The sequence below is a fragment of the Variovorax sp. PBS-H4 genome, assembly GCF_901827205.1.
In the GTDB taxonomy this organism is placed as follows: domain Bacteria; phylum Pseudomonadota; class Gammaproteobacteria; order Burkholderiales; family Burkholderiaceae_C; genus Variovorax.
The window spans coordinates 4773846-4798149 of the sequence record NZ_LR594675.1 but is presented as its reverse complement, the minus strand read 5'-3'; the positions used below and the strand labels follow the sequence as shown (position 1 = coordinate 4798149).

Below are 24304 nucleotides of genomic sequence, written 5' to 3'. Positions count from 1 at the left end.
GACGCTGCGCGCGCTGCAAAGGTGCCCACGGGTGTGCGGGGCGGCGTGCCACCGTGGCGGTCGGCGCTCTGCGCCGAGTTCCCTGCGATGCTCGCGCAACCGGCCTGCCGCGGAACTCGCGACGTTCACTTCGTTCACTCGGCTCAGACAGCCGCGGCAAGTCAGATCACGAAGCACACCTGTCCTTCGGCAGGCGTGCCGGCCGGCTGCACTGCGCTTCTCGGCGCCACAGAGGCACGCCGCCCCGCACATCCGCAGGCACCTTTGCGACGGTGCCATGTGCCGGTATCGGAATGCCAAACACCTCGACGTCTGGTCGCGGGCGGGGTCGTGCATCTTCAACCTCGCCTCCGCAGGCCGCCTTCCACTGCACGCAGGCCGGCATACCTTCCGCGGCACACAACCAGCGTCGTCAGGAAGAATGAAACAAGAAGGTGTCCTACCAGGCCAGCTGCAGCCGGCCGCGCAAGCCAAAGGCAGGCTGTTCGGCCGGTGGCGTGACAGCGAGCGGGGCATCGGGGGCGACTTCGAGGAAGTCACCGAGCACGTCATCGCGCATGGCAAGGAAGGCCGGGTCGCTGCGGTTGCGCGGATGCGGCAGGTCGACCTCCACGATGCGCCGGATGCGCCCTGGCGAGGGCTGCATGACCACCACGCGGTCGCCCAGGAAAACCGCTTCCTCGACATCGTGCGTGACCAGCAGCATGGTGATGCGCTCCTTCTGCCAGATGCGCTGCAGCTCGTTCTGCAGCCGCGAGCGGGTGAGCGCATCCAGCGCGCCGAACGGCTCGTCCAACAGCAGCACGCGCGGCCGGTTGACCAGGCCGCGCGCGATCGCCACGCGCTGCGCCATGCCGCCGGAGATCTGGTGCGGGAAGGATTTCTCGAAGCCTTCGAGGCCGACCAGCGCCACATGCTCGGCCACTTGCTCGCGCTTCTGCCGTGCGCTGAACGGCGCGTTGCGAAGCCCGACGGCGATGTTCTGCTCCACCGTGAGCCAGGGGAAGAGCCGGTGGTCCTGGAACACGATGCCGCGCTCGCGCCCGGTGCCGGAGATCGGCTGGCCGCCCAGCAGGATCTCGCCTTCGTACTGCGCGTCGAGGCCTAGCACGAGCCTCAGCAGGGTGGACTTGCCGCAGCCGCTGGCGCCCACGATGCTGACGAAGCGGCCGGCCGGAACGTGCAGGTCGATGTTGTCGAGGACCTGCAGCGCGCCGCCGTCGGCCTGCGTGCTCGCATAGCGCTTGCCGAGCCCACGAATGTCGAGCTCGTTGGAGAGGGAATGGGTCGGGGTCATGAGGGAGAGGTTTCTTTCTGCGTGACTCACGCGCGTCCGGTCCAGCGCGCCAGCCGGCGTTCCAGGGAGCGGGCCGCGGCGTTCATGGCCCAGCCGACCCCGCCGATCACGGCCATGCCGAAGAGCACCAGGTCCATCTGGAAATGCTCGCTGCCTTCGATCAGCGTGTTGCCGATGCCGCGGCCGGCCACCAGCAGGTATTCGGCGCCGATGGTCGCGAGCCACGAATAGATGAGCGCCAGGTAGACGCCGGTGAAGATCGAGGGCAGCGCCGCTGGCAGCACCACCTGCATGACGGTCTGCCAGCGCGTGTAGCCGTAGACCCGCGCCACTTCCAGCAGCGGCGCGGGGGTGGTGCGGATGCCGTCGCAGGTGTTGACCACCACCGGCACCAGCGCGGCCAGCGAGAGGAACACCACCTTGGCGACGTCGCCCAGCCCGAACCAGACCGAGATCAGCGGGATCCACGCGAACAGCGAGATCTGCTTGAAGGTGTTGAAGCTGGGGCCGGCGATGCGGTTGAAGAGCGGCGACAGGCCCAGCAGCGCGCCGAGCACGAGGCCCGACACGGTGCCGATCAGAAAGCCCGTGGCCTCCCGCGCGAGACTGGCGCTGAGCGCGCGGAAGAGGCGTCCGCTCGCGACCTGCTCGACCGCGGTGCCGAATACCTTGGCCGGCGAGACCAGCAGTGCCGAGTTGACGACATCGAGCGACGACAGCAGCCACCACAGCGCGACGGCCGCCGCGGGCAGCACGAAGCCGCGCCATCGCCTGCGTTGCTCCGGGCGCAGCGGCTGCACCGCGGCGAGCTCGGCCACCTCGGCCGTATTCCGCGCGGCCCTGCTCATCGCGTGCCTACGCCGGGCTGGCGCCCGTGCGCCGCGGCTTCGAGGCGGTCGAGCAGGCGGTCGATGGCATGGCCGATGGCGCCCACCACGACCACGGCGGCCATCACCAGGTCGAGCTGGAACAGCTGGCGGCCGTAGACGATGAGGTAGCCCAGCCCTTCGCTCGACGCCACGAGTTCGACCACGACCAGCGAGAGCCAGGCCTTGGTGAAGCCCAGTCGCACACCGGTGAAGAGTGTGGGCACGGCGTGCGGCAGCACGATCTCCAGCACCTGCTGGCGCCGGCTGTAGCCGTAGACCTCGCCCACCTCGCGCAGCGCGGCGGGCGTCTGGCGGAAGCCCTGCAGCGTGTTGAGCGCCACGGGCACGAGCGCGGCCTTGGCGATGAGGATGTATTTCAGCGCTTCGCCGATGCCCACCAGCAGCAGCACGAACGGCAACCATGCCAGCACCGGGATCTGCACCAGCGCATTGAAGCTGGGCAGCACGTAGGCCTCGACGCTGCGCGACAGGCCCATGGCCGAACCCAGGACGAGGCCGAGCACCGTACCGGCCGCGAAGCCCACGCCCACGCGTGTGAAACTGGTGCTCACGTGCAGCCAGAGATCGCCGCTCGTGGCCAGGTCGCGCAGCGTTTCCCAGACGAACTGCGGTGGCGGCAGCACCTGTGGCGAGATCCAGCCCTGCGTGGCGCCCGTGGACCAGAGCGCGAGCAGCGCGAGGGGTAACAGCCAGGGGAGGGCGCGGTCACCCACGCGTCGCCACGGCAGTGACGGTGCGACCGTACGCGTGGCGGTGGACGCCGGTGCGCCGTCGCCGGCAGGCCGCAGGACAGCCGTCGACTCTGCTGCGGCGGTCATCGGGCCTCCACGCTCGTCAATGCGTGTACTGCGCTGCCCCCCGAGGGGGTCTTCGCGCCTTCGGGCGGCCTGGCGGCGCTCATTGGGCCGCGACCGAGGCGCCCGTACCGGGCTTGGCGGGATTGCCCTTCGCATCGAAGGCGGTCCAGTAGTTCTCGAGCCCCTGCTTCTTCAGCGCGTTCTGCAGGTAGCGCGTGTCGAACCAGCCGTCGACGGCCACTTCGCGGCGGATCAGCTTGAGCTTCAGCGCATCGGCCACCACGGCCTTGTAGCGGCCGACGATGAAGTCGTCCACCAATGGAGAGTTGCGCTGCGCGAGCGGCTGCTTGTCGAACTCGGCGGACCAGGACGCTACCGGCGTGCCGCTCCGGGCCCAGATGCCGAACAGCGCCTCGCGGTTCTTTTCCTCGGAAGACCAGTGGGCAGCACGCACGAAGACATCGACCACCCGCTGCACCTCGGCAGGGTTGGCCTGCTCGAACTCGCTGCGCACCAGCAGCGAGGCCTGGCGGGTGAAAGCCGGGTCCTGGCCCTGCGTCGAGTAGACGATCCTGGCGAGGCCCTGGTCGCGCACCTTGAACCACTCGTAGCCGCCGAAGGCCGCGTCCACGCCGTTGGAAACCAGCGCCGCCTGCGCGCTGCCGGTGTCGAGGTTGACGCCCTTGATGTCGCGCTCGGCCAGGCCGTTGGCGGCCAGCACGTTGATGGCGACCAGGTGGCCGTTGGTGCCGCGGAAGATCGAGACCTTTCGGTCCTTGAGGTCCTTGATCGAGTGGACGTCGGAGGCGGTGGGCGCCACCACGTAGAGGTTGTTGCGCGCGCCGCTCACCAGCAGCAGCTTGGTCTTGAGCCCGTTGGAGCGGCCCACGATCGAGGGCAGGTCGCCCTGGTAGGCGAAGTCGATCTGCTTGTTGGACAGAGCTTCGTTGACCGCCGGCCCCGCGCCTTTGAAGAACAGCCACTCGACCTTGACGCCCGAGGCCTTGAACTCCTCTTCGAGCCAGTTGTTGACGCGGGCGACGCCGCCGGGCGAGCCGCCCCAGGTGACCGGCTCGCCACCGCCCGCCGTGGCGACGCCGATGCGGACCACTTCGGGCGCGGCCTGCACGGGCGCCGCCGCGAATGCCGACATGGCCAGTGCCAACAGTGCCGAGGCCGATCGGCGCACAAGGGAGAGGATATGTTGCATGGGTGAGTCGTTCTCTCGGGATCGGTTTCAGGCCTTGGCGGCCGACAGCTTGCGGCCCACTTCGGTGCCCTCGAAGAAGCGCGGGTTGGCTTCGGTGTAGAAGCGGTGCGGGTTGTCGAACACCAGGGCCTTGAAGTCGGCCGCGGAGATCACGCCCTGCTCGACCAGGTCCCAGCTCTCGGCCAGTGGCTCGGTGAACTCGGGCACGTCCCAGTGGCCCACGTCGGAGGACCAGATCGCGTTGATCTTCGTGCCCAGCGGGTTCACGCGGTCGTTGAACGCCGCGGCCACGGTGCGGTCATCGGCCTCGGAGCCGAAGTAGAAGTTGGAAACCCAGCGGTCGCGGATGTCCTCCACCTTCTCGATGCCGGCCATCGCGAAGTCGTCGATCTCCGACGCATCGGGCTCACGGCTGTGAGGCAGGGCGGAGATGCCGAGGCTGTCGCGCAGCAGCGTGGACTTGAAGTTCGCGCGGCCCTTGATGTAGTCGGCGCCGTAGCGCTCGAACAGCGAGGCCAGCAGCTCGACGTCGGCTTCGGCCGGGTCGTAGTTGCGCACCGCCACGCGGTTGCGCTTCTCCCAGCGGTCCACCAGGTGCGTGAAGACATGCGCGCCCCAGTCGGCGCCGCCTTCGAGCAGGCCCACCCGCAGGCCGGGGAAGCGCCGCGTCACGCCGCCGAAGAACAGTGCCTTGGCAAAGGCCTGCGAGCCGTCGGCGAAGTGGCCGATGTGGTTGTTCATGTAGTTGCTGATCGACTGGCGGCCGGTCCAGCCCTGGCTGCCGTAATGCGTGGTCACCGGCACGCCGAGCTCCACCACCTTGGCCCAGAACGGGTCGTAGTCGTGCTCGCTGTCGATGCCGTAGAAGTCGATGTAGCCCGCCTGCCTGGCGACCTCGGGATGCTCCTTGGCCGGGTACTTGTCGGCGATCGCGCGAATGGGCCGGCGCACGCCGCCGGCGATGTTGATGACCTTGAGCCCCAGCGTCTTCACCGCGAATTCGAGCTCCTCGATGCCCTCCTGCGGCGTGTACAGCGGAATGCCCGCCACCGGTGTCAGGCGATCGGCGTAGGCGCGGTACTGGTCGGCATGGAAATGGTTGATCGCGCGGTGCAGCGGCTGGCGGTACTCGCTTCCGGCCGCGGCCGGCGAGAGCACGTCGTTGGGGAACAGCACCGAATAGTCCGAGCCCTGCTCGGCGAGGCGTTCATACAGCAGCGCAGGCAGTGTGTAGGTCGCGAGGTCGTAGGTGTTGCGCGTGACGCGCGCCCACCAGGGTGCGCGCAGGGTGCGGTGGTACTGCCGCTCTTCGGGCGTCTGCTGGTACCAGTCCTTGCCGCCGCCGGTGCGGGTGACGAAGCGGCCGCCCAGCGCCTTGCGCAGCGCGTCGACCAGCTGGTTGCCGCCGTAGTGCTGGATGTAGTCTTCCAGCACCGGCGCATAGTCGTTGACGTGGACATCGGTGTCGATCACGGGGTGATGCAGGCTCGCCTTGATGGCGGCGGAGCGCGATGCCTGCACGCGGCTCAAACGGTCGTTCATTGGAAAGCTCCTCGTTGGGGAAGACCGCAGGCTACGGGCGGCCTGTCCGCTTTCCAACGAAGGCTTTCGCGCTTGCTTAGCCGCTTTGCGCATAGGGCGCTGCGGCCGGCGCCTCAGCCGTCTGCGAAGTGCTCGAACAGCAGGCCGCGCAGCCACTGGTTGCCCGGGTCGCGGTGGAAGCGCGCGTGCCAGAAGCAGTTGATCGCGATCTCCGGCAGCTTCGCGGGGTGCGCGCGCCAGACCAGCCCGAACGGCTCCGCAATGCTGCGGGCCAGGCGCTCGGGCACCGTGGCGATCATCGGCGTGGCGCGCAGGATGTGGCCGAGCGCCACGAAGTGCGGCACGGTCAGCCGGATGCGGCGCGCGATGCCCTGCGCGGCCATCAGCTCGTCGACCTGGCCGTGGCCGGTGCCGACGGCCTGCACCAGCAAGTGGTCGGCAGCCGAGAAATCCTTGAGCGAGAGCCGCGCCCTGGCCGCCAGCGGATGCGCCGCGCTGAACAGGCACACATAGCGCTGCCGGAACAGGCGCCGCTGGAAAATGCTGGTCTTCAGCTGCGGCAGCAGCCCGATGGCGATGTCTACATGGCCCGCCTCCATCGCATCGCGCAGGTTGACCGCGGTGTTGCGCACCGTGCTGATGGTCACGCCGGGCGCGGTGCGTGCGAGCAGCTCCATGAGCAGCGGCGTGAAGTAGACCTCCCCGATGTCGGTCATCGCGAGCGTGAAGCTGCGCGTACTGGTGGCCGGTTCGAAGACGGTGTGCTGGTTCAGTGCGCCGTGCAGGGCGCTCATGGCATAGGCCACCGGCTCGGCCAGCTGCAGCGCGAAGGGCGTGGGCTCCATGCCGCGCGCAGTGCGCAGGAACAGCTCGTCGCCGAACACGCGTCGCAGGCGCGCCAGCGCATTGCTGATGGCCGGCTGCGACAGGCCCAGCGTCTCGGCCACTGCCGAGACGCGCTTCTCGGCCAGCATGCGGTCGAAGACCAGGAGCAGGTTCAGGTCGATGTCCTTGAGCTGCATGCGGCGCACCCTTTATTCACGGCAGTGATTCGGCGAATTCACGAGATTCTATTGGCCAATGTGTAGCCCAGGCCGATGATCGGCGCCATGGACCTGCACATCCGCCCCCTGGGCCGCACCCTCGACGTTCGCCCCGGCGCGAACCTGCTCGAGGTGTTGCGCGAGCACCAGGTGCCGGTCTCGTACAGCTGCATGGCGGGGCGCTGCGGCACCTGCCGCTGCAAGCTGCTCGAAGGCAAGCTGCTCGATGGCGGGCCCGGGCCGGGCGCGATGCGGCCCGACGGCCCGCGCGAGCACCACGTGCTGGCCTGCCAGAGCACGCTGACCGAAAGCTGCACGATCGAAATCCCCGAGCCCGACGAAGTGGTGGTGCACCCGGCACGCATCGTCAAGGCCACGATCGCAGGCATCGACGTCCTCACCCACGACATCCGCAGGCTGCGCCTGAAACCGGCCAAGCCGCTGTCCTTTTCACCGGGGCAGTACGCGCAGCTGCAGTTCGCGCCCGAGCATGCGCGGCCGTATTCGATGGCGCGCACGAGCCGCGACGCCGAGCTGGAGTTCCATGTGCGGCGCGTGCCGGGTGGCCGCGTCACCGACTACGTGTTCGAGAAGCTCAAGCAGGGCGACGCGGTGCGCGTCAGCGGGCCGATGGGAGCCGCCTACCTGCGCACACGGCACGAGGGCCCCATCCTGTGCGCAGCCGGCGGCACGGGGCTGGCGCCGGTGCTGGCGATCGTGCGCGGTGCGGTCGAGGCCGGCATGCCCAACCCCATTCACTTGTACTTCGGCGTGCGCGCCGACGCCGACGTGTACGGACTCGAGGAGCTGCGCGAGCTGCAGGCGCTGCATCCGGCACTGAAGGTGCATGTGGTCGGCGTTACCGGGCCGATGCGCCCGGGCATGCGCCAGGGTCTGATCACCGATGCCATCCGTGCCGATTGGCCCACCGGCTTCGACGGATGGCGTGCCTATCTGTGCGGTTCACCACCGATGGTCGAGGCCGTCACGCTGCTGCTCGAGGAGCGCGGGCTGCCCATCGAGAAGATCCATGCCGACGCCTTCTATCCCCAGGCGACCTGACGCAATGACCAGAAGAAAGGAGACCTCATGACGAACGCCAATCCCTCGACCGTCTTCCCGCGCGAGCTGCGCTGGGAGTCGGAGAAGACCAGCCGCATTCCCTTCATGGCCTATATCGGCGAGGACCAGCACAAGAAGGAGCTGGAGCGCTTCTTCTACAGCAAGCATTGGTGCTACGTTGGCCTGGAGGCGGAGATCCCGAACGCAGGCGACTTCAAGCGCACGGCGATCGGCGAACGCTCCGTGATCATGGTGCGGGACGCCGAAGGCGGCATCAACGTGGTGGAGAACGTCTGCGCGCACCGCGGCATGCGCTTCTGCCGCGGGCGGCAGGGCAACCGCAAGGAGTTCGTCTGCCCCTACCACCAGTGGAACTACACCTTGAAGGGCGACCTGCAGGGCGTGCCCTTCCGCCGCGGCGTGAAGCAGGACGGCAAGGTCCACGGCGGCATGCCTGCGGACTTCAAGGTGGAGGAGAACAGCCTCAACAAGCTCAAGGTGGCCACGCGCGGAGGGGTGGTCTTCGCGTCCTTCGACCATGAAGTCGAGTCGCTGGAGAACTTCATGGGGCCGGCGATCCTGCACTACTTCGATCGGCTCTTCAATGGCCGAAAACTGAAGATCCTCGGCTACAACCGCCAGCGAATTCCAGGCAACTGGAAGCTGATGCAGGAAAACATCAAGGATCCGTACCACCCCGGCCTGCTGCACACCTGGTTCGTGACCTTCGGGCTCTGGCGCGCGGACAACAAGTCGGAGCTGAAGATGGACGCGCGCGGCCGCCACGCCGCCATGATCTCGACGCGGGGCAGCGCGGGCAAGGCAGCCCAGGTCACGCAGGTCTCCAGTTTCAAGGAGAGCATGCAGCTGAAGGACCCGCGCTTCCTGGACATCGTGCCCGAGTCGTGGTGGGGCGGCCCGACGGCGGTGATGACGACGCTGTTCCCGAGCGTGATCCTGCAGCAGCAGGTCAACAGCGTCTCGACGCGCCACATCCAGCCGGTGGGCCACGACGCCTTCGATTTCGTGTGGACGCACTTCGGCTTCGAGGACGACAGCGAGGAAATGCAGCAGCGCCGCCTGCGCCAGGCCAACCTGTTCGGGCCGGCTGGCTTCGTATCGGCGGACGACGGCGAGGTGATCGAGTTCTCGCAGCAGGGCTTCGAGCAGAAGCCCTACCACCGCACGCTGGCCGAGCTGGGCGGCCGCGAGGTGGAGGACACCGACCACATGGTGACCGAGACGCTGATCCGCGGCATGTACAAGTATTGGCGCGAGGTGATGGAGGCATGACCATGACCCTGCGCTTCGAGGACTACTTCGCGCTCAATCAGCTCTACGCCGACTATGCGCGCGCCGTCGATTCCGGCAACTGGGACCTTTGGCCGGCCTTCTTCATCGAAGAATGCAGCTACCGCCTGCAGCCGCGCGAGAACCACGAGCGCGGCCTGCCGCTGGCCACCCTGTCCTTCGAGAGCCGGGGCATGCTGGAGGACCGGGTCTACGGCATTCGCGAGACGCTGTTCCACGACCCCTATTACCAGCGCCACGTGGTCGGCCAGCCGCTCGTGCACCAGGTCGACGCCGACGGCACCATCCACAGCGAGGCCAACTACGCGGTGTTCCGCACCAAGCTGAGCGAGCTGTCGACGGTGTTCAACGTGGGCCGCTACATCGACACCGTGGTGAGGCGGCCGGAGGGGCTGAAGTTCGCGTCGCGGCTGGTGGTGTACGACAGCGAAATGATCCCGAACTCCATCATCTATCCGATCTGAAACGGCGGACGCCCCCAGGAGAGAACATGAGCAACATCACCGACTGGATCGACGCCGCTGCCGTCGAAGAGCTCCCGGCGGACGACGTCATGGGCGTCGAGGTCCAGGGGCTGGACATCGCGCTCTACAGCGTCGATGGCGAGATCTTCGCCACCAGCAACACCTGCACCCACGGCCAGGCGCGGCTGTGCGACGGCTTTCTCGAAGGGCACGAGATCGAATGCCCGCTGCACCAGGGCAAATTCGACGTGCGCAACGGCAAGGCGCTGTGCGCACCGGTCACCGAGGATCTGCGCTGCTATCCGGTGAAGATCGAAGGCGGGCGGGTGTATCTGTCGCTGGTTTGATTCCTGGGTCAAAAGGGGCCGTGCGCGCTGCAAAGGCACCCGCGGGTGTGCGGGGCGGCGTGCCACCGTGGCGGTCGGCGCCTTGCGCCGAGTTCCCTGCGATGCTCGCGCAACCGGCCTGCCGCGGAACTCGCGACGTTCACTTCGTTCACTCTGCTCAGACAGCCGCGGCAAGTCAGATCACGAAGCACACCTGTCCTTCGGCAGGCGTGCCGGCCGGCTGCACTGCGCTTCTCGGCGCCATAGAGGCACGCCGCCCCGCACGTACCCTACTCGGGCCGTTCGAGCGTGATGAAGCTGTACGGCAGCCCGTTCGACGAGACATGCGACTCGCGCGCCGTCTCGCGCCACGAAACGTCGAAGCGCGGCGCCCAGGCGTCGCCCTCGAAGTCGCGCCCGATCTCGGTCACCAGGGCACGGTGCGCGAGCGGCTCCGCTTCGGCGTAGATCTGCGCGCCGCCGATCACCCACACTTCCGGCTCTTGCGTCGCCTCGCAGCGGGTCAGGGCCTCTTGCAGGCTGGCGGCACGTTCGGCGCCCTCGGCTTGCCAATCCGGCTGCCGGGTGATCACGATGTTGCGCCGTCCCGAGAGCGGACGAAAGCGCGGCGGCACCGAGTCCCAGGTCCTGCGGCCCATGATCACCGGCGCGCCTGCGGTCTGCTTCTTGAAGTGGGCCATGTCCTCGGGCAGGTGCCAGGGCATGGAACCTTCGTGACCGATCACACCGTTGGCTGCACGGGCGAGGATGAGGTTGATGCGAGTGGCCATGGCTGCTCCCGGTTGCTAGACGGCGACGGGCGCCTTGATGGCGTCGTGGTGCCGGTAGTCCACCACTTCGAAATCCTCGTACGCGTAGTCGAAGATCGAAGCGGGCTTGCGCTTGATGACGAGCGTCGGGTAGGGGTAGGGCGTGCGGCTGAGCTGCAGCGCCACCTGCTCGGCATGGTTGCTGTAGATGTGGCAGTCGCCACCGGTCCAGATGAAGTCCCCCACATCCAGGTCGCACTGCTGCGCAACCATGTGGGTGAGCAGTGCGTAGCTCGCGATGTTGAAGGGCACGCCCAGGAAGATGTCGGCGCTGCGCTGGTAGAGCTGGCAGCTCAGCTTGCCACGCTCGCCCGGCGCTTGCGGCGGGGCCACGTAGAACTGGAAGAAGGCATGGCAGGGCATCAGCGCCATCTTCGACAGGTCGGCGACGTTCCACGCGCTGACGATGATGCGGCGCGAGTCGGGGTTGTTCCTGAGCGTGTCGATGACCTGCTGGATCTGATCGACATGGCCGCCGTCCGGCGTCGGCCAGCTGCGCCACTGCACGCCGTAGACCGGGCCCAGGTCGCCGTCCTCGCGCGCCCATTCGTCCCAGATGGTGACGCCGCGCTCCTTGAGCCAGTTGTTGTTGCTCGAGCCGGTCAGGAACCACAGCAGCTCCTGGATGATGGACCGGAGGTGCACCTTCTTGGTGGTGACCAGCGGGAAGCCTTCGGCCAGGTCGAAGCGCATCTGGTAGCCGAACACGCTCTTGGTGCCGGTGCCGGTGCGGTCGCTCTTGTGCACGCCGTGGGTGTCGACGTGGCGCATGAAGTCTTCGTATTGGGAGCGGGTGGGGCGTGGGGTCATGTCGGAAGAATTCTGCCTTGCTTTAGATCCGAATCACCCGCCCCGGATTCAGCAGGTTCTGCGGGTCCAGCCCGCGCTTGATGGCGCGCATCATCTCGAGCGCCACCGGCGACTTGTGCTTCTCGAGCGTCTCGACCTTGAGCGAGCCGACGCCGTGCTCGGCCGAGAAGGAACCCTCGAACCGGCGGACGGCCTCGTAGACCAGTGCGTTGATGCGAGCCTCATGGTCGCGCAGGAAGTCGCCGTTGTGGGCACCCGCCGGCGCCTGCACGTTGTAGTGCAGGTTGCCATCCCCGAGGTGGCCGAAGTTCACCAGCCGCACACCGGGCAGCGCGTCTTCGAGCAATGCATCCGTCTCTTCCACGAAGGCAGGGATGCGCGAGACCGGTATCGAGATGTCGTGCTTGATGTTGAGCCCTTCCTCGGCCTGCGCCAGCGGGATGCTCTCGCGCACGTGCCAGAGCTGGTGCGCCTGCGTCAGGTTCTCGGCGACCACCGCGTCGCTGACGCATCCCGCCTCGAAGGCGGTTTCTAGCAGGGCCTCGAAGCGGGCGCGGGCATGGTCTTCCGACTCGTTGTCCGAGTTCTCGAGCAGCACGCAGTAGGGCACGCCGTCGTCCTCGAGGAAGGGCACGCGCAGGGCGGGAAAGTGCTTGGCCACCAGACTGAGGGCAAAGCGGCCCATCACCTCGAAGCCGGTGAGGCCCGCGCCCAGGCGCTTGTGGGCCAGGCCCAGCAGCTCGACGGCGTGCTCCAGCGTGGGCACGGCCGCCCAGGCGGTCAGCCGCGCGGCCGGCAGCGGATAGAGCTTCAGGGTGGCGGCGGTGATGATGCCCAGCGTGCCTTCGCTGCCGATCATCAGGTCGCGCAGGTCGTAGCCGGTGTTGTCCTTGCGCAGGCCGCTGGTGCCTTCCCAGACCTCGCCCTGCGGCGTTACCACTTCCAGGCCCAGGCACAGCTCGCGCGCGTTGCCGTAGCGCAGCACCTGCGTCCCGCCGGCATTGGTCGCGAGGTTGCCGCCGATGGTGCAGCTGCCCTCGGCCGCCAGGCTCAGCGGGAACAGGAAGCCCGCCTTCTCGGCCGTCTCCTGCAAGGTCTGCAGCACGCAGCCGGCGTCCACCGTCATCGTGAGGTTGGCAGCATCGATGCCGCGAATGGCGTTCATGCGCTGCAGGCTCAGCACGACCTGGGTGCCGCTCTCGTCCGGAATCGAGCCGACCGCGAGGCCGGTGTTGCCGCCCTGCGGCACGATCGCCCGGCCCGTGGCGGCGCAGGCCTTTACCACCTCCGCCACCTGCTGGGTGCTGCCGGGCCGCACCACGGCCAGCGCCTTGCCGCGGGAGCGCTTGCGCCAGTCCTGTTCCCAGGCGCCGAGGTCGCCGTCGGTCAGGACGTTGGCGGCGCCGACCACGGCGCGCAGTGTGTCGATGAGTAGATCGCTCATGGGGTAACTTCCGGACGACGCAGCACGGTGCTGCTGGATTCGAGAGCGGCCCGGCTGTTCATGGCGCAACGCCTTCCAGCGCGCGGGCCCGCGCGAGACGCAGCCGCAGGCGCACGTGCCACGCACAGGCTCCGAACAGCGCCAGGCACAGCACGACCTCGCCCAGCGCCAGCGCGCGGCCGGTGCCGTCGAGGTCGCTCCACGCACGCACCACGCCCTCGGTGAAATAGAGCCAGACCAGCAGGCTGACCCAGCGGTAGGTGTACATCCGGTTCTTCAGCAGGCCGGCGAGCGGCACGACCAGCGGCAGGACCTTCAGCGCGAGCCAGGAGCCGCCCGGCCGCAGCGGCGCCAGCCACAGCTCCCAGGCCAGCCCGAGCGCGATCAGCCCGGCCAGGCTGGCGACGGCGAGCCAGCGCGTGGCGGAGACGGAGGAGGGGATGGCGGGTGCGGTCACGGCGGGGCAGGGAACGGGTGCTACGGGGGCAACGGCGGGCGTGCGGCGCCGGGCTGGCGCGGGACCCGATGGCATGATAGCCGCCATGAATCGCCGCCAACTCTGGAGGGATCTTTCGCATTTTCCCTGGGGCAACACGGCCGCGGTGCTGGGCGAGCGTTTCCGCAAGGACCGGCTGAGCCTGACTGCCAGCAGCCTGACCTTCACCACCACCATCGCGATGGTGCCCTTCTTCACCCTGGCGCTGGCGCTGTTCACGGTGTTCCCGATGTTCGCGACCATGCAGGTGCGGGTGCAGCGCTGGCTGATCGAGAGCCTGATCCCCGACAACATCGCGCGCCAGGTGCTGGGCTACCTCAACCAGTTCGCCAGCAAGGCCAGCGGACTGGGCGTCGCGGGCCTGCTGGTGCTGCTGGTCACGGCCATCGCGCTGATCCTCACCATCGACAAGACGCTCAACAGCATCTGGCGCGTGCGCACACCGCGGCCTTTCGCGCAGCGGGTGCTGGTCTATTGGGCGGCCATCACGCTCGGGCCGCTGGTGCTGGCGCTGAGCCTGAGCACCACGGCCTACGTCTTTTCGGTCTCGCGCGAGTGGGTCGGCGGGCGCGACATGCTCAAGCTGGCGTTCGACACCTTCGAATTCGTGCTGCTGGCGGGCGGGATGGCCTCGCTTTACCACTACGTGCCCAACACGCACGTCAAGTGGGCCCATGCGTGGGCCGGCGGCTTCTTCGTGGCCGCCGCCATCGAGATCGCCAAGCGGGTGCTCGCCTATTACCTGAGCCTGGTGCCCACCTACTCGGTGCTCTACGGCGCCTTCGCGACCGTGCCGATCCTGCTGGTGTGGATCTATGTCGCCTGGGTCATCGTGCTGCTGGGTGCGGTGATCGCGGCCTACCTGCCCAGCCTGCTGAGCGGCGTGGCGCGGCGCGGCGGCATGCCCGGCTGGCCCTTGCAGCTGGCGGTGGAGGCGCTGCAGCAGCTCGCGCTGGCGAAGGCCACGCCCGCCAGGGGCCTGGGTGCGGCCGAGCTGGTGGCGCGGATGCGGGTCGATGCGCTGCAGCTGGCGCCGGTGCTGGAGACGCTGGTCGCGCTCGACTGGATCGGGCCGCTGGCCGAAGAGCCGGAGGACGAGGATCCACGCTACGTGCTGCTGGCCGACCCCGGCCGCACCTCGCTCGAGCCGCTGCTCGTGCAATTGCTGGTGCCGCGGTCGCCGCCTCTCGAAAACCTGTGGCAGCGAGGCCCCTTGCGCACGCTGCTGCTGCAGGATGTGCTGCCTTGCCGATAATGGCGGCGGTCCGCTCCACCTCATTCATTCGACCTTGAACGCTTCCGCCACACCCGAGACCCTGCGAGCCGCCGGCGACACCCTTTGGGTCGTCTGCCTCTGTGCCGAATGGTGCGGCGCCTGCCGCGAGTACCGGCCCCTGTTCGAGCAGGTGGCACGCGCCCATCCGCGGTTCCGCTTCGCCTGGGTCGACATCGAAGACCATGCCGAGCTGGCCGACGACTTCGACGTCGAGACCTTTCCCACCTTGCTGGTCGCCGACGGGTCCGGCACCCGCTTCCTCGGGCCCGTGCTGCCGCATGCCGAGACGTTGGCGCGCATGCTCGGCGCCCTGCAGCCGGCGCAGGCGCCGAGTCCCGAGGTCCAGACCCTGCTCGGTGCTCTGGCGCGCGAGCCGGGCACCTTCGAAGTCGCCTAGGGTCTTCCACGATCCGCAACCAGCCATGAATGTCCTGCTCTTCGGCGCGACCGGCATGGTGGGCCAGGGCGTACTTCGCGAATGCCTGCTCGACCCCGACGTGCGCCGGGTACTCAGCGTCGGGCGGCGCACCACGGGCGTGCAGCACCCGAAGCTGCACGAGCTGGTGGTGCCCGACCTGCTGGACTACGGCGCGGTCCGGGAGCAGCTCGCCGGCTTCGACGCCTGCTTCTTCTGCCTGGGCGTCTCCTCGGTCAGCATGAGCGAGGATGAATACCGCCGCGTCACCTTCGACATCACGCTGGCCGCGGCGAAGATGCTGGTGGGCCTCAATCCGCAGATGAGCTTCGTCTACGTGTCCGGCGCCGGCACGGACAGTACCGAGCGCGGGCCCCGCATGTGGGCGCGCGTCAAGGGCGAGACCGAGAACGCGTTGATGCGCCTGCCCTTCAAGGCGGCCTACATGTTCCGTCCCGGCTTCATCCAGCCGCTGCACGGCGTACGCTCCAAGACGGCGGTCTACCGCTGGATCTACCTGCTGCTCGGCCCCGTGTTCAGCCTGCTGCGGCGGCTGATCCCGAACCACGTGACGACCAGCGAGCAGGTCGGGCGCGCCATGCTGGCCGTTGCCAAGGGGGGCGCGCGGACGCCGCTGGTGGAAATGCCCGACATCAACGCGCTGCGTTGAGGAAATCCCGCAGCGCGAACAGCACTTCGTCCGGCGCCTCGCTCATCAGCTGGTGACCGGCAGCCACGTGCACCACGCGCGCGCCGCCGGCCTTGGCGATCAACGCCTGCGTGGCACGCGGCGGCGTCATCTGGTCGGACTTGCCGAGCACGAACAGGATGGGGCACTGCACCGCGGCCATCGAGGCGTCGCCGCCCGCGTACTCGTTGCAGGCCTTGAAGCCGATGTGGAACACATTGGCCTCGCGGTTGCTCGCCAGCACGCGGCGCATCAATGCCCGCGAGCCGCCGTACAGCCAGGTGCCCGGGCCCAGCGTGGAGGGCGGCGGCGCCAGCATCGAATGCGAGAAGCTGTTGACCATGTCGATTGCGCGCAGCGGCTCGTTCAGCGCACCTTCGAGCAGGGCCGGCGAGACCTTCATCGGATAGGCGGTGCCGACCAGCGCCAGGTGTGAGGCGCGGCCCGGTGCGCGGGCGGCGACCTCGAGCGCAATCAGCGATCCGAAGCTGTGGCCGATCAGCGCGGCTTTCTCGACGCCGGCCGCATCCAGCAGCGCGATCACGAACGCCGCCGCCTCTTCCACGCTCGCCGGCGGTGGGCCATCGCTTCGGCAATGCCCCGGCAGGTCGAGCGCCAGCACGTTCCAGCCATGGTGCGCGAACCAGCGGCTTTGCAGGATCCACACGCTGTGGTCGTTCAGCACCCCGTGGATGAAAACCGCGGTCGGCTTCGCGACATCGAAGGCCTTGCCGCCGGTGTAGCAGTAGGTCTTGTGACCGTTGACGATGAGGTCCATCATGCGCCCGCTTTCTCGGCGGCCTTCAACGCGCGCTTGAGGTCGTCGATCAGGTCGGCCGGGTCTTCCAGCCCGATCGACAGCCGGATGGTGCCCTGCGAGATGCCGGCAGCGGCGAGCGCGTCGTCCGTCATGCGGAAGTGCGTGGTGCTCGCGGGGTGGATCACCAGGCTGCGGCAGTCGCCCACGTTGGCCAGATGGCTGAAGAGCTTGAGCGTCTCGATGAAGACCTTGCCCTGTTGCCGGTCGCCCTTGAGGTCGAAGCTGAAGACTGCACCCGCACCCTTGGCGCCGTGGCGCAGCAGCTTGCCCGCCAGGGCATGGCTGGGATGGGATTCGAGCAGCGGATGCCCCACATGCGCCACGAAAGGGTGCGAGGCCAGGAACTCCACCACCTTCTGCGTGTTGTCGATGTGGCGCTCCATGCGCAGCGGCAGGGTCTCGATGCCCTGCAGGATCAGCCAGGCGGTGTGCGGGCTCATCGAGGCGCCGAAGTCGCGCAGCCCCTCGCGACGCGCGCGCAGCAGGAACGCGCCCACCGTGCTCTCCTCGCTGAACACCATGTTGTGGAAGCCTTCGTAGGCCTGGGTCAGCTCGGCGAACTTGCCCGAGCGTTCCCAGTCGAAACTGCCGCCGTCGACGACCACGCCGCCGATCACCGTGCCATGGCCCGAGAGGAACTTGGTGGCGGAGTGGTAGACCAGGTCGGCGCCCCAGTCGAAGGGCTTGATCAGATAGGGCGAGGTCAGCGTGGAATCCACCAGCAACGGCACCCCGGCCGTGTGCGCGATGTCGCTGACGGCCGGAATGTCCAGCACATCGAGGCCGGGGTTGCCCACGGTCTCGCCGAAGAGGAGCCGCGTCTCGGGCCGGATCGCGGCACGCCAGCCGTCGAGGTCGCCCGGCTTGACGAAGGTCGTCGCGATGCCGAAGCGCCGCAGTGTGTAGTGAAGAAGATTCTGCGACCCGCCGTAGAGCGCCGTGCTGGCCACGATGTGCGCCCCCGCGCCCATCAGCGTGGCGATCGACAGGTGCAGGGCAGCCTGCCCGCTGGCGGTCGCGATGGCGCCGACGCCGCCTTCCAGCGCAGCCACGCGCTGCTCGAACACCGCATTGGTGGGGTTGCTGATGCGCGAGTACACATGGCCGGCGCGCTCCAGGTTGAAGAGCGCCGCCGCGTGGTCGCTCGATTCGAACACGAAGGAGGTGCTGAGATGGATCGGCACGGCGCGCGCGCCGGTGGCCGCGTCGGGCGCGGCACCGGCGTGCAGCGCGAGCGTGTCGAAGCCGGGATCGGAATAACCGGGCATGGAGGCCTTTCGAAGCAAGGTCGATTCTGCAATGCCCCGTTACGCGCGCAATGGGTGCGACAGCGGCGGGGCCCGTGGACGGGCGGCCATTGTGGGCTATATTCAATTTCGGCAGCAGCGCCGAGCCAAGTGAGGAGCAACACCATGAAAGTCAGCGACATCCTGCGCGTGAAGGGCAACACGCTCTACACCATCACGCCTGAAGAACCCCTGGCCGACGCCGTCTCCGTCATGGCGGACAAGGACATCGGCTCGCTGGTCGTCATGGAGCATGGCGATCTCGTGGGCATGCTGACTTTTCGCGAGGTCATCGTTGCCATCGTCGGCAATGGCGGACAGGTCGGTGGCACGCTGGTGCGAAAGGCCATGGACGACCACCCCGTCACCTGCACGCTGGAGACCGACCTGGACGAGATCCGCCGCATCATGCTCGAGCGCCACGCACGCTACATGCCCGTCATCGACCAGCGCATGCTGATGGGCGTGATCAGCTTCTATGACGTGGCCAAGGCTGTGGTGGACAGCCAGAACTTCGAAAACAAGATGCTCAAGGCCTACATCCGCGACTGGCCGGCGGAAGACGAGTCGTCCTGAGCCTTGGCGCGCTTGCTCAGAGCTGGTCGCCGGGGACGAACCACGAGAACATCAGCAGCTGAAGGCGCGTCAGCATGCTGGAGTCGGGTTCGTCGTCCAGCACTTCGTTGGATTCATCGCCGGTGCCCACCCATTGGATGCTTTCGCCATCGGGCCCGAGCTTGACGCGGTACACGCCTTCGACGTTGTCCAGCAGATAGGCGTAGTGCAGGGCTTGCGTCAGCTCGAAGCTGCGCACGCGCACGCCGAATTCGGTGTTGAGCAGTGCCGAGCGCGGGTCGAGGTTCATCGAGCCGAGCAGGACCCATTCGCGGTCGATCAGCGCCAGCTTGCCGTGCAGTCGGCCTTGCGCATTGCGCAATGCCCGGCGCATGACCCCGTTGCGCTTCATCTGGCGCGAGCTCACCTCGAACAGTTCGACCCCGGCCTGGAGCAGCGCGACCCGATAGCTGTTGTAGTTGACGTTGACCAGCGGCTCGTCGGTATCGGCCAGGGAGTTGGTGATGACGGTGATGGGCAGCCCGCGCGCCCGCGCGGCGCGGATGCGTTCCATGCCCTTGTCGCCCGGAATGAAGTACGGCGAGATCACCAGCAACTGCGACTTGGCAGCTTCCATGGCCGCGTACCAGCGTTGCGCGAGCGTCACCGCGCCAGCAGGTCGCGTTCCGATGGCCTTGTTCGGGCTGTCTGCAAAAGCATCTGCCTCGGCTTGCATCCACCGGAGCTCTCCGCGCGCGAGTTCCTTGCCCAGCGGGGGCTCGCCGAAGGCGTCGGCATCGGCTGGCGTGTCGGGCCGGGGGAGGCGTGCCTCGGAGCTGGCGAGCTCGAACTCGTCTTTCAGCGTCTGCGGCGTGTCCTGCGTGTGCACCACCTCGGCCAACGGGTACACCACGTCGCTGTTCCAGTACTCGTCGAAGATGCGCGCGGACTGGGGTACGACAGGGCCGGCCATCAGTAGCTCGAAGTCGAGAAAGTTGGCCCCGTCGCTGCGCATGAAGTATTCGTCTGCCATGTTGCGACCGCCTGCGATCGCGATGGCGCCGTCCGCGACAAGGAGCTTGTTGTGCATGCGATGGTTGAGCCGGCTGAAGTCGCTGAAGAAGCTGACCCAGCGGGTGGCCGCATGCTCGCGGCCGCTCGCAAACGGATTGAACAAGCGTATTTCGGCGCCGGACTCCGCGGCCAGGGCGAGCAAAGCGCGATCGAGGCCCGCCGTATGGAAGTCATCGAGCAGCAACCGGACTCTCACGCCGCGCCGGGCTGCGTCGCGCAGCTCGCGCAGGATCAGGAGGCCGGTCTTGTCATTGCCGAGGTGGTAGGACTGCACATCCAGCGAGGCTTGCGCTCGGCGGATGAGCTCGAGCCGGGCATCGAGCGCGAAACTGGCCTGGGGCAACGGACGCACGGCAGAGCGATCGGTGGGACCCGCTTTCGATGACAGCGCGATGCGCCCGAGTTCTGTTTGCGGGGAAGCGGGGATTGCCTGCTCGGGGGCGCGGGGCGCGGCGGGCGGCAAGCTCGCGCAGCCCGTGATGAGGCACGCGATGACGAGGGTTGCGTAGCGCAGCAATGAAGTCATGAACGTCTAGAAGTCAGCTTTGGAGAACCGCATCTCGCGGGGCGCGGAAGGATGCTACGCAACTGACTTCGAGATCCCGGCCCTCGAAGAGATTTGGCGAGATTTACGTGTCCGCCATGGAAATCCGTCGCAGGTTCGCCGTGCGCACGCCGCGGGCCATCGAGCAGGTGCAGGCGTTCGACGATATGCCGGGCATGCAGCGCTCGGATGTCACTCCTTGATGTTCGCGGCCTGCACGATCTTGCGGTTGCGCGCGAACTCGGCCTGGACGAACGTGGCGAGTTCCTCGGCGGTGCCGCTGCCGGGAAGGGCCCCTTGCTCCTGCAGCTTGGCGCGCACTTCGGGGTCCTTCAGCACAGCGTTGAGTTCTTCGTTGAGGCGCTTCACCGTCGCAGCCGGCGTGGCCGCTGGCGCGAAGATGCCGGTCCAGCTCACCATCGAGTAGCCCTTGAGGCCAGGCATCTCGTCGAAGGCCGGTACGTTGGGCAGCGCGTCCAGCCGCTTGCTGCCAGTGACGCCGAGGGCCTTCAGGCGGTTGCCATTGATGTGCGGAATTGCGCTGGTGCTGACGAGCATCGCGAGGTCGACTTGATTGCCGATCACGTCGGTGGCGATCTGCGCGCCGCCGCGGTAGGGCACGTGGGTGACAAAAATGCCGCTCTTCTCCTTGAGCAGTTCCATGGCCAGTTGAAGAACCGTGCCCACCCCCGAGGTCGCGTAGTTGTATTTTCCGGGCGCAGCCTTCGCGAGCTTCACGAAATCGGCATAGCTCTGCACCGGCAAGCCGGGACGCGCTACCAGCACCATGGGCGCCGTATTGAGCATGCCCACCGGCGCCAGGTCCTTCAGCGGGTCGAACTTGAAGGCGGCGGGGTTGATCAGCTTGCCGATGGCGATCGCGCTGTCCGGACCCGCCACCAGCGTGTAGCCGTCGGACGCCGCATTCACCGCCTTGGCCACGCCGATGGCGCCGCCGGCACCGGTCACGTTCTCGATCACCACCGACTGCTTGAGCCGCTCGCCCAGCTTGGTGGCGACCAGGCGGGCGTTGAAGTCCACGCTGCCGCCGGCCGAGTAGGGCACGATCAGCGTGATGGGCTTGGCGGCCGGCCAGGCGGCCTGCGCAAGGGCCGCGCCGGGTGCGGCGGCCAGCAACAAGGAGGCAAAAAGCAGGGGCTCGAGCTTGGGCATGGTCGGTTTCAGGAGGGAACGGCGTCTGGGGAAAGTTGTGCGCGCAGCGCATCGAATTGCTGGGTCCATTGCGCGCGCCATGCACGGCGCGTGCCGTCGTCGATCCAGGCGCCGTCGAGGCCGTTGAGCATGAAGGTGCGCAGGTCGTCGACGCCGAAGCCGAAGTCGCGCACCATCATGGCCCAGGCCTGGGTGGGCGTGACCTTGTGCAGCGTGGGATCGTCGGTGTTGGGATGAATGCGCAGGCCCAGGCCAGGCATGCGGCGGATGGGATGGTCCAGAGCCCAGCGCGCCGGCGGCAGCGTGCGCAGGTAGTAGGAGTTGGTCGGCACCACCGTGAAAAGCACGCCGCGATCCGCGCATTCGCGCGCGAATTCGGGCTGGTCCACCACCGTGTACCCGTGGTCGATGCGGTCCACCTGCAACAGGTCGAGCGCGGTGCGCACGTTCGTCCACGGCATGCCGAACTCGCCGGCATGCGCAGTGGTCTTTAGCCCGGCGCGGCGTGCGTCGCGGTAGGCCTGCAGGAAGAGCTCCGGCGGACGGTCGACCTCGCGGTAGTCGATGCCGATGCCGATCACTTCCTCACAGCGGTTCGTCGTCACCCATTCCACCATTTCGACGGCGGCCTCGGGCGTGGCCTCGCGGTCGATCGCCGCGACCAGGCGGCCGGTGATGCCGAAGTCGCGCTCCGCGTCGCGGATGGCGCGCACGATCGCCGCCTGCGCGTCCACATAGTCCATACCGGAAACATGCACCGTGCCCGTCGGATTCCAGAAGAACTCGCTGTAGCGCACGTTGTGCGCCGCGGCATCCTCGAGGTATTCCAGCGTGATCCGATGCAGGTCGTCCGGCGTGCGCAGCAGCTGGGCGTCGAGAGCGCGCAGGACGCGCAACACGCCCACGGGCTTCTCGCCGCGCGTGTAGAAGTCCTCGACCTCCTGCTGCGCCAGCGGCGACCCCGCACGTTCATTGAGCGCAGCGAAGGTGGCGTGGCGCACGGTGCCGAACAGGTGGCAGTGAAGCTCCGTCTTTGGCATCGCGTGCAGAAAGGCGTCGAGTGGCGCGGTGGTCATTCACGCCAGTCTAGTGAGTTTCCGGCCGCTAGCAGTTGCCGCGCCCATGGAACTCGGCCGCTGCGCGCTGCGATGCACTTGGCGCGAGGGTTCGATATCGGCCCGGCGTGCACGCCCGGCAGTTTGGTGGAATACTGTATGAAAACACAGTTTCACAGAGGTGAAGGACCATGCCCGACGCTTTCATTCCCCTCCATGTCATCAAGGGCCGAGGTGCGGCAACCCGGCTGCCCCACCGCTTCGAGCGCGATGCCCGCGATGCCTTCGACGATGGCTGGGGCACCCTCGAGGAAGGCGCAGCCGATCCGCTTGCGCCCTTGCAGACCGAGGTGCGCTTCGAGGACGTGAAGTCGGTGCTGAGCGAAAACGACTCGCCCGACATCCACTTCGACCGCTCGATCAATCCCTACCGCGGATGCGAACACGGCTGCATCTATTGCTTCGCGCGGCCCACGCACAGCTACCTGAACCTCTCGCCCGGCCTGGACTTCGAGACCAAGCTGATCGCCAAGCGCAACATCGTCGAAGTGCTGCGCGCCGAACTGGGCCGGCGCGGCTATCGGCCGCAAAACCTGGCGATCGGCACCGCAACCGACTGCTACCAGCCCATCGAGCGCGAGCTGCGGCTGACCCGATCGGTGATCGAGCTGCTCCAGGAGGTGCGCCATCCTTTCGGCCTGGTCACCAAGTCCAGCGCCGTCGAGCGCGATCTCGACCTGATCGCCCCCATGGCCGCGCAGCATCTCGCGGCGGTCTACGTCACCATCACCACGCTGGACGGCGAGCTCGCGCGCAAGCTGGAGCCGCGCGCCGCCGCGCCGCATCGGCGACTGCGCACGGTGCGCACGCTGGCCGAGGCGGGCGTTCCTGTGGGCGTAAGCGTGGCGCCGCAGATTCCCTTCGTCACCGAGGACATGGAGAAGGTGCTCGAGGCCGCCTGGGAGGCCGGTGCGCGCAGCGCCTTCTATACGGTGATCCGGCTGCCCTGGGAGGTGGCGCCGCTCTTCAAGCAGTGGCTGGAGCTGCACTATCCGCAGCGCGCCGCGCGCATCATGGCGCGCATCCATGAGATGCGCGGCGGCAAGGACTACGACGCGTCGTTCGGCACGCGCATGGTCGGAAGTGGCTTGTGGGCCGAGCTGATCCGCCAGCGCTTCGAGAAGGCAGCGCAGCGGCTGGGCTTCAATCGGGAGCGCATCGCGCTCGACCTTGGCGCGTTCCGGCCACCCGGTGCTGCAGGGCAGGGGAGTCTGTTCTAGGCCTGATTCGGCGACGCCGCGCATCGCCGGCAACGGCGCCCTTACTCGATCTCCTACGGCCGCTGTGAGCAAAACCTTACCGGCAGAGCGCCGGGCCTCGGCAGCATGGGGCATTGAAAACACCGACAGGAAGTACTCCGTGAACACGAGACACACACCCGGAACAGCCGAAGGCGAAACCGCGGACCGCGCGACGAGCAAGGAAGGGTCGCCCAAGCCGGGACGCAGCGCCGCGGCTGGCGAAACGCGCTGGGCCCAGGCCAGCGGCGACGGCTTGCAGAAGCCGGTGCCTCAGCAACCCAATGAGCTCGACGAATCCGCGAGCAGCCAGTCCGCCGGCAATCCTTCGATGGAATCGGTGGGCGCGATCGCGCATCACGACGCCGTGCACGGCGCCGACACGGACCGCGGGCCCGTGATGGATGCCGTCTACAACGGCCCGGTTACCGAGGGAAACCGAACCGGCGACGATGAAGAGGCGCGCGGCCAGCGCGATCCTTCGAAGTCCACCTCGTCGTCGAAGCGATGAACCCATGGGATGGGCGGCTTCGGCCCTGCGTCGACGATGCACCGGACGTCGCCCGTTCCACGGCCGAAAAGTTGCGACGCGCCAGCG

The 24304-nt window shown here is 67.7% G+C and carries 25 protein-coding genes; 10 read left to right on the top strand and 15 right to left on the bottom strand.

Annotation, left to right across the window (positions count from 1 at the left end; translation table 11 throughout):
• Nucleotides 1-439: 439 nt before the first annotated feature.
• The 6 genes from E5CHR_RS22865 to E5CHR_RS22840 all read right to left on the bottom strand — a co-directional run bounded on the left by E5CHR_RS22865 (nt 440) and on the right by E5CHR_RS22840 (nt 6758).
• A complete protein-coding gene (locus tag E5CHR_RS22865) occupies nt 440-1297 on the bottom strand; it encodes an ABC transporter ATP-binding protein (protein ID WP_162581963.1) in 858 nt (285 codons plus the stop codon).
• A 26-nt stretch (nt 1298-1323) separates the two neighbouring features.
• The gene (locus E5CHR_RS22860; RefSeq protein WP_232062167.1) at nt 1324-2145 is read right to left on the bottom strand and encodes an ABC transporter permease; all 822 of its coding nucleotides are present in this window, start codon (nt 2143-2145) and stop codon (nt 1324-1326) included.
• On the bottom strand, nt 2142-3005 hold the full coding sequence (locus E5CHR_RS22855; RefSeq protein WP_162581962.1) for an ABC transporter permease: 864 nt from the start codon (nt 3003-3005) through the stop codon (nt 2142-2144). Before E5CHR_RS22855 ends, E5CHR_RS22860 begins: the two co-directional genes overlap by 4 nt.
• 79 nt (nt 3006-3084) lie before the next feature.
• The gene (locus E5CHR_RS22850) at nt 3085-4194 is read right to left on the bottom strand and encodes an ABC transporter substrate-binding protein (protein WP_162581961.1); all 1110 of its coding nucleotides are present in this window, start codon (nt 4192-4194) and stop codon (nt 3085-3087) included.
• Between the two features lie 27 nt (nt 4195-4221).
• Nucleotides 4222-5736, bottom strand: a complete 1515-nt coding sequence (locus E5CHR_RS22845) for an amidohydrolase family protein (RefSeq protein WP_162581960.1) — start codon at nt 5734-5736, stop codon at nt 4222-4224.
• Between the two features lie 113 nt (nt 5737-5849).
• Nucleotides 5850-6758 carry a LysR family transcriptional regulator gene (locus tag E5CHR_RS22840; protein WP_162581959.1) on the bottom strand — a complete coding sequence of 303 codons (909 nt, stop codon included), beginning with the start codon at nt 6756-6758 and terminating at the stop codon, nt 5850-5852.
• Between the two features lie 87 nt (nt 6759-6845).
• On the opposite strand from E5CHR_RS22840, the gene E5CHR_RS22835 reads away from it, so the two are divergent.
• Genes E5CHR_RS22835 through E5CHR_RS22820 form a run of 4 tightly spaced genes read left to right on the top strand, consistent with a single transcriptional unit; the run spans nt 6846 to nt 9963 of the window.
• Nucleotides 6846-7841 carry a 2Fe-2S iron-sulfur cluster-binding protein gene (locus tag E5CHR_RS22835; RefSeq protein ID WP_162581958.1) on the top strand — a complete coding sequence of 332 codons (996 nt, stop codon included), beginning with the start codon at nt 6846-6848 and terminating at the stop codon, nt 7839-7841.
• 27 nt (nt 7842-7868) lie between these two features.
• Nucleotides 7869-9134 carry an aromatic ring-hydroxylating dioxygenase subunit alpha gene (locus tag E5CHR_RS22830; protein WP_162581957.1) on the top strand — a complete coding sequence of 422 codons (1266 nt, stop codon included), beginning with the start codon at nt 7869-7871 and terminating at the stop codon, nt 9132-9134.
• Nucleotides 9131-9616 (top strand): aromatic-ring-hydroxylating dioxygenase subunit beta, encoded by a 486-nt coding sequence (locus E5CHR_RS22825; protein WP_174255735.1) that lies wholly within the window; start codon nt 9131-9133, stop codon nt 9614-9616. The genes E5CHR_RS22830 and E5CHR_RS22825 overlap by 4 nt, the downstream gene beginning before the upstream one ends.
• 26 nt (nt 9617-9642) lie before the next feature.
• Nucleotides 9643-9963 (top strand): non-heme iron oxygenase ferredoxin subunit, encoded by a 321-nt coding sequence (locus tag E5CHR_RS22820; RefSeq protein ID WP_162581956.1) that lies wholly within the window; start codon nt 9643-9645, stop codon nt 9961-9963.
• Between the two features lie 269 nt (nt 9964-10232).
• Here the strand turns inward: E5CHR_RS22820 and E5CHR_RS22815 are convergent, their stop codons facing one another.
• The 4 genes from E5CHR_RS22815 to E5CHR_RS22800 are packed head-to-tail and all read right to left on the bottom strand — an operon-like array spanning nt 10233 to nt 13558.
• On the bottom strand, nt 10233-10733 hold the full coding sequence (locus tag E5CHR_RS22815; RefSeq protein ID WP_162581955.1) for a dihydrofolate reductase: 501 nt from the start codon (nt 10731-10733) through the stop codon (nt 10233-10235).
• 15 nt (nt 10734-10748) lie between these two features.
• Nucleotides 10749-11582 (bottom strand): thymidylate synthase, encoded by an 834-nt coding sequence (locus E5CHR_RS22810; protein WP_162581954.1) that lies wholly within the window; start codon nt 11580-11582, stop codon nt 10749-10751.
• A gap of 22 nt (nt 11583-11604) precedes the next feature.
• On the bottom strand, nt 11605-13026 hold the full coding sequence (locus tag E5CHR_RS22805; RefSeq protein WP_162581953.1) for an FAD-binding oxidoreductase: 1422 nt from the start codon (nt 13024-13026) through the stop codon (nt 11605-11607).
• A gap of 58 nt (nt 13027-13084) precedes the next feature.
• Nucleotides 13085-13558, bottom strand: coding sequence for a DUF2069 domain-containing protein (locus E5CHR_RS22800; protein WP_162581952.1), 474 nt, complete (start codon nt 13556-13558; stop codon nt 13085-13087).
• On the opposite strand from E5CHR_RS22800, the gene E5CHR_RS22795 reads away from it, so the two are divergent.
• The 3 genes from E5CHR_RS22795 to E5CHR_RS22785 are packed head-to-tail and all read left to right on the top strand — an operon-like array spanning nt 13557 to nt 15883.
• The gene (locus E5CHR_RS22795) at nt 13557-14777 is read left to right on the top strand and encodes a YihY family inner membrane protein (protein ID WP_162581951.1); all 1221 of its coding nucleotides are present in this window, start codon (nt 13557-13559) and stop codon (nt 14775-14777) included. The two genes, E5CHR_RS22800 and E5CHR_RS22795, sit on opposite strands and share 2 nt — an antisense overlap.
• A gap of 34 nt (nt 14778-14811) precedes the next feature.
• Nucleotides 14812-15195, top strand: coding sequence for a thioredoxin family protein (locus E5CHR_RS22790; protein ID WP_232062166.1), 384 nt, complete (start codon nt 14812-14814; stop codon nt 15193-15195).
• 25 nt (nt 15196-15220) lie between these two features.
• Complete coding sequence (locus E5CHR_RS22785; RefSeq protein ID WP_162581949.1) at nt 15221-15883, top strand: NAD-dependent epimerase/dehydratase family protein; 663 nt, start codon at nt 15221-15223, stop codon at nt 15881-15883.
• Here E5CHR_RS22785 and E5CHR_RS22780 read toward each other — a convergent pair.
• Entirely contained in the window at nt 15867-16679 is an 813-nt protein-coding gene (locus E5CHR_RS22780) for an alpha/beta fold hydrolase (protein ID WP_162583851.1), read from the bottom strand. The genes E5CHR_RS22785 and E5CHR_RS22780 overlap by 17 nt on opposite strands.
• The gene (locus E5CHR_RS22775; RefSeq protein ID WP_162581948.1) at nt 16679-17989 is read right to left on the bottom strand and encodes an O-acetylhomoserine aminocarboxypropyltransferase; all 1311 of its coding nucleotides are present in this window, start codon (nt 17987-17989) and stop codon (nt 16679-16681) included. Before E5CHR_RS22775 ends, E5CHR_RS22780 begins: the two co-directional genes overlap by 1 nt.
• A 144-nt stretch (nt 17990-18133) precedes the next feature.
• On the opposite strand from E5CHR_RS22775, the gene E5CHR_RS22770 reads away from it, so the two are divergent.
• Complete coding sequence (locus E5CHR_RS22770; protein WP_162581947.1) at nt 18134-18583, top strand: CBS domain-containing protein; 450 nt, start codon at nt 18134-18136, stop codon at nt 18581-18583.
• 16 nt (nt 18584-18599) lie between these two features.
• On the opposite strand, the gene E5CHR_RS22765 is transcribed toward E5CHR_RS22770, so the two are convergent.
• From E5CHR_RS22765 to add, 3 genes are all read right to left on the bottom strand, one after another.
• Entirely contained in the window at nt 18600-20162 is a 1563-nt protein-coding gene (locus E5CHR_RS22765; protein ID WP_162581946.1) for a phospholipase D-like domain-containing protein, read from the bottom strand.
• A gap of 210 nt (nt 20163-20372) precedes the next feature.
• Nucleotides 20373-21353 carry a Bug family tripartite tricarboxylate transporter substrate binding protein gene (locus tag E5CHR_RS22760; protein ID WP_162581945.1) on the bottom strand — a complete coding sequence of 327 codons (981 nt, stop codon included), beginning with the start codon at nt 21351-21353 and terminating at the stop codon, nt 20373-20375.
• A gap of 8 nt (nt 21354-21361) precedes the next feature.
• The gene (gene add, locus E5CHR_RS22755) at nt 21362-22429 is read right to left on the bottom strand and encodes an adenosine deaminase (protein WP_162581944.1); all 1068 of its coding nucleotides are present in this window, start codon (nt 22427-22429) and stop codon (nt 21362-21364) included.
• A 170-nt stretch (nt 22430-22599) separates the two neighbouring features.
• Here add and E5CHR_RS22750 point away from each other — a divergent pair, with 170 nt between their 5' ends.
• Nucleotides 22600-23688, top strand: coding sequence for a PA0069 family radical SAM protein (locus E5CHR_RS22750; protein ID WP_162581943.1), 1089 nt, complete (start codon nt 22600-22602; stop codon nt 23686-23688).
• A gap of 139 nt (nt 23689-23827) precedes the next feature.
• Nucleotides 23828-24217: a hypothetical protein gene (locus E5CHR_RS22745; RefSeq protein WP_162581942.1), complete on the top strand. Its 390-nt coding sequence runs from the start codon at nt 23828-23830 to the stop codon at nt 24215-24217.
• Nucleotides 24218-24304: the final 87 nt, after the last annotated feature.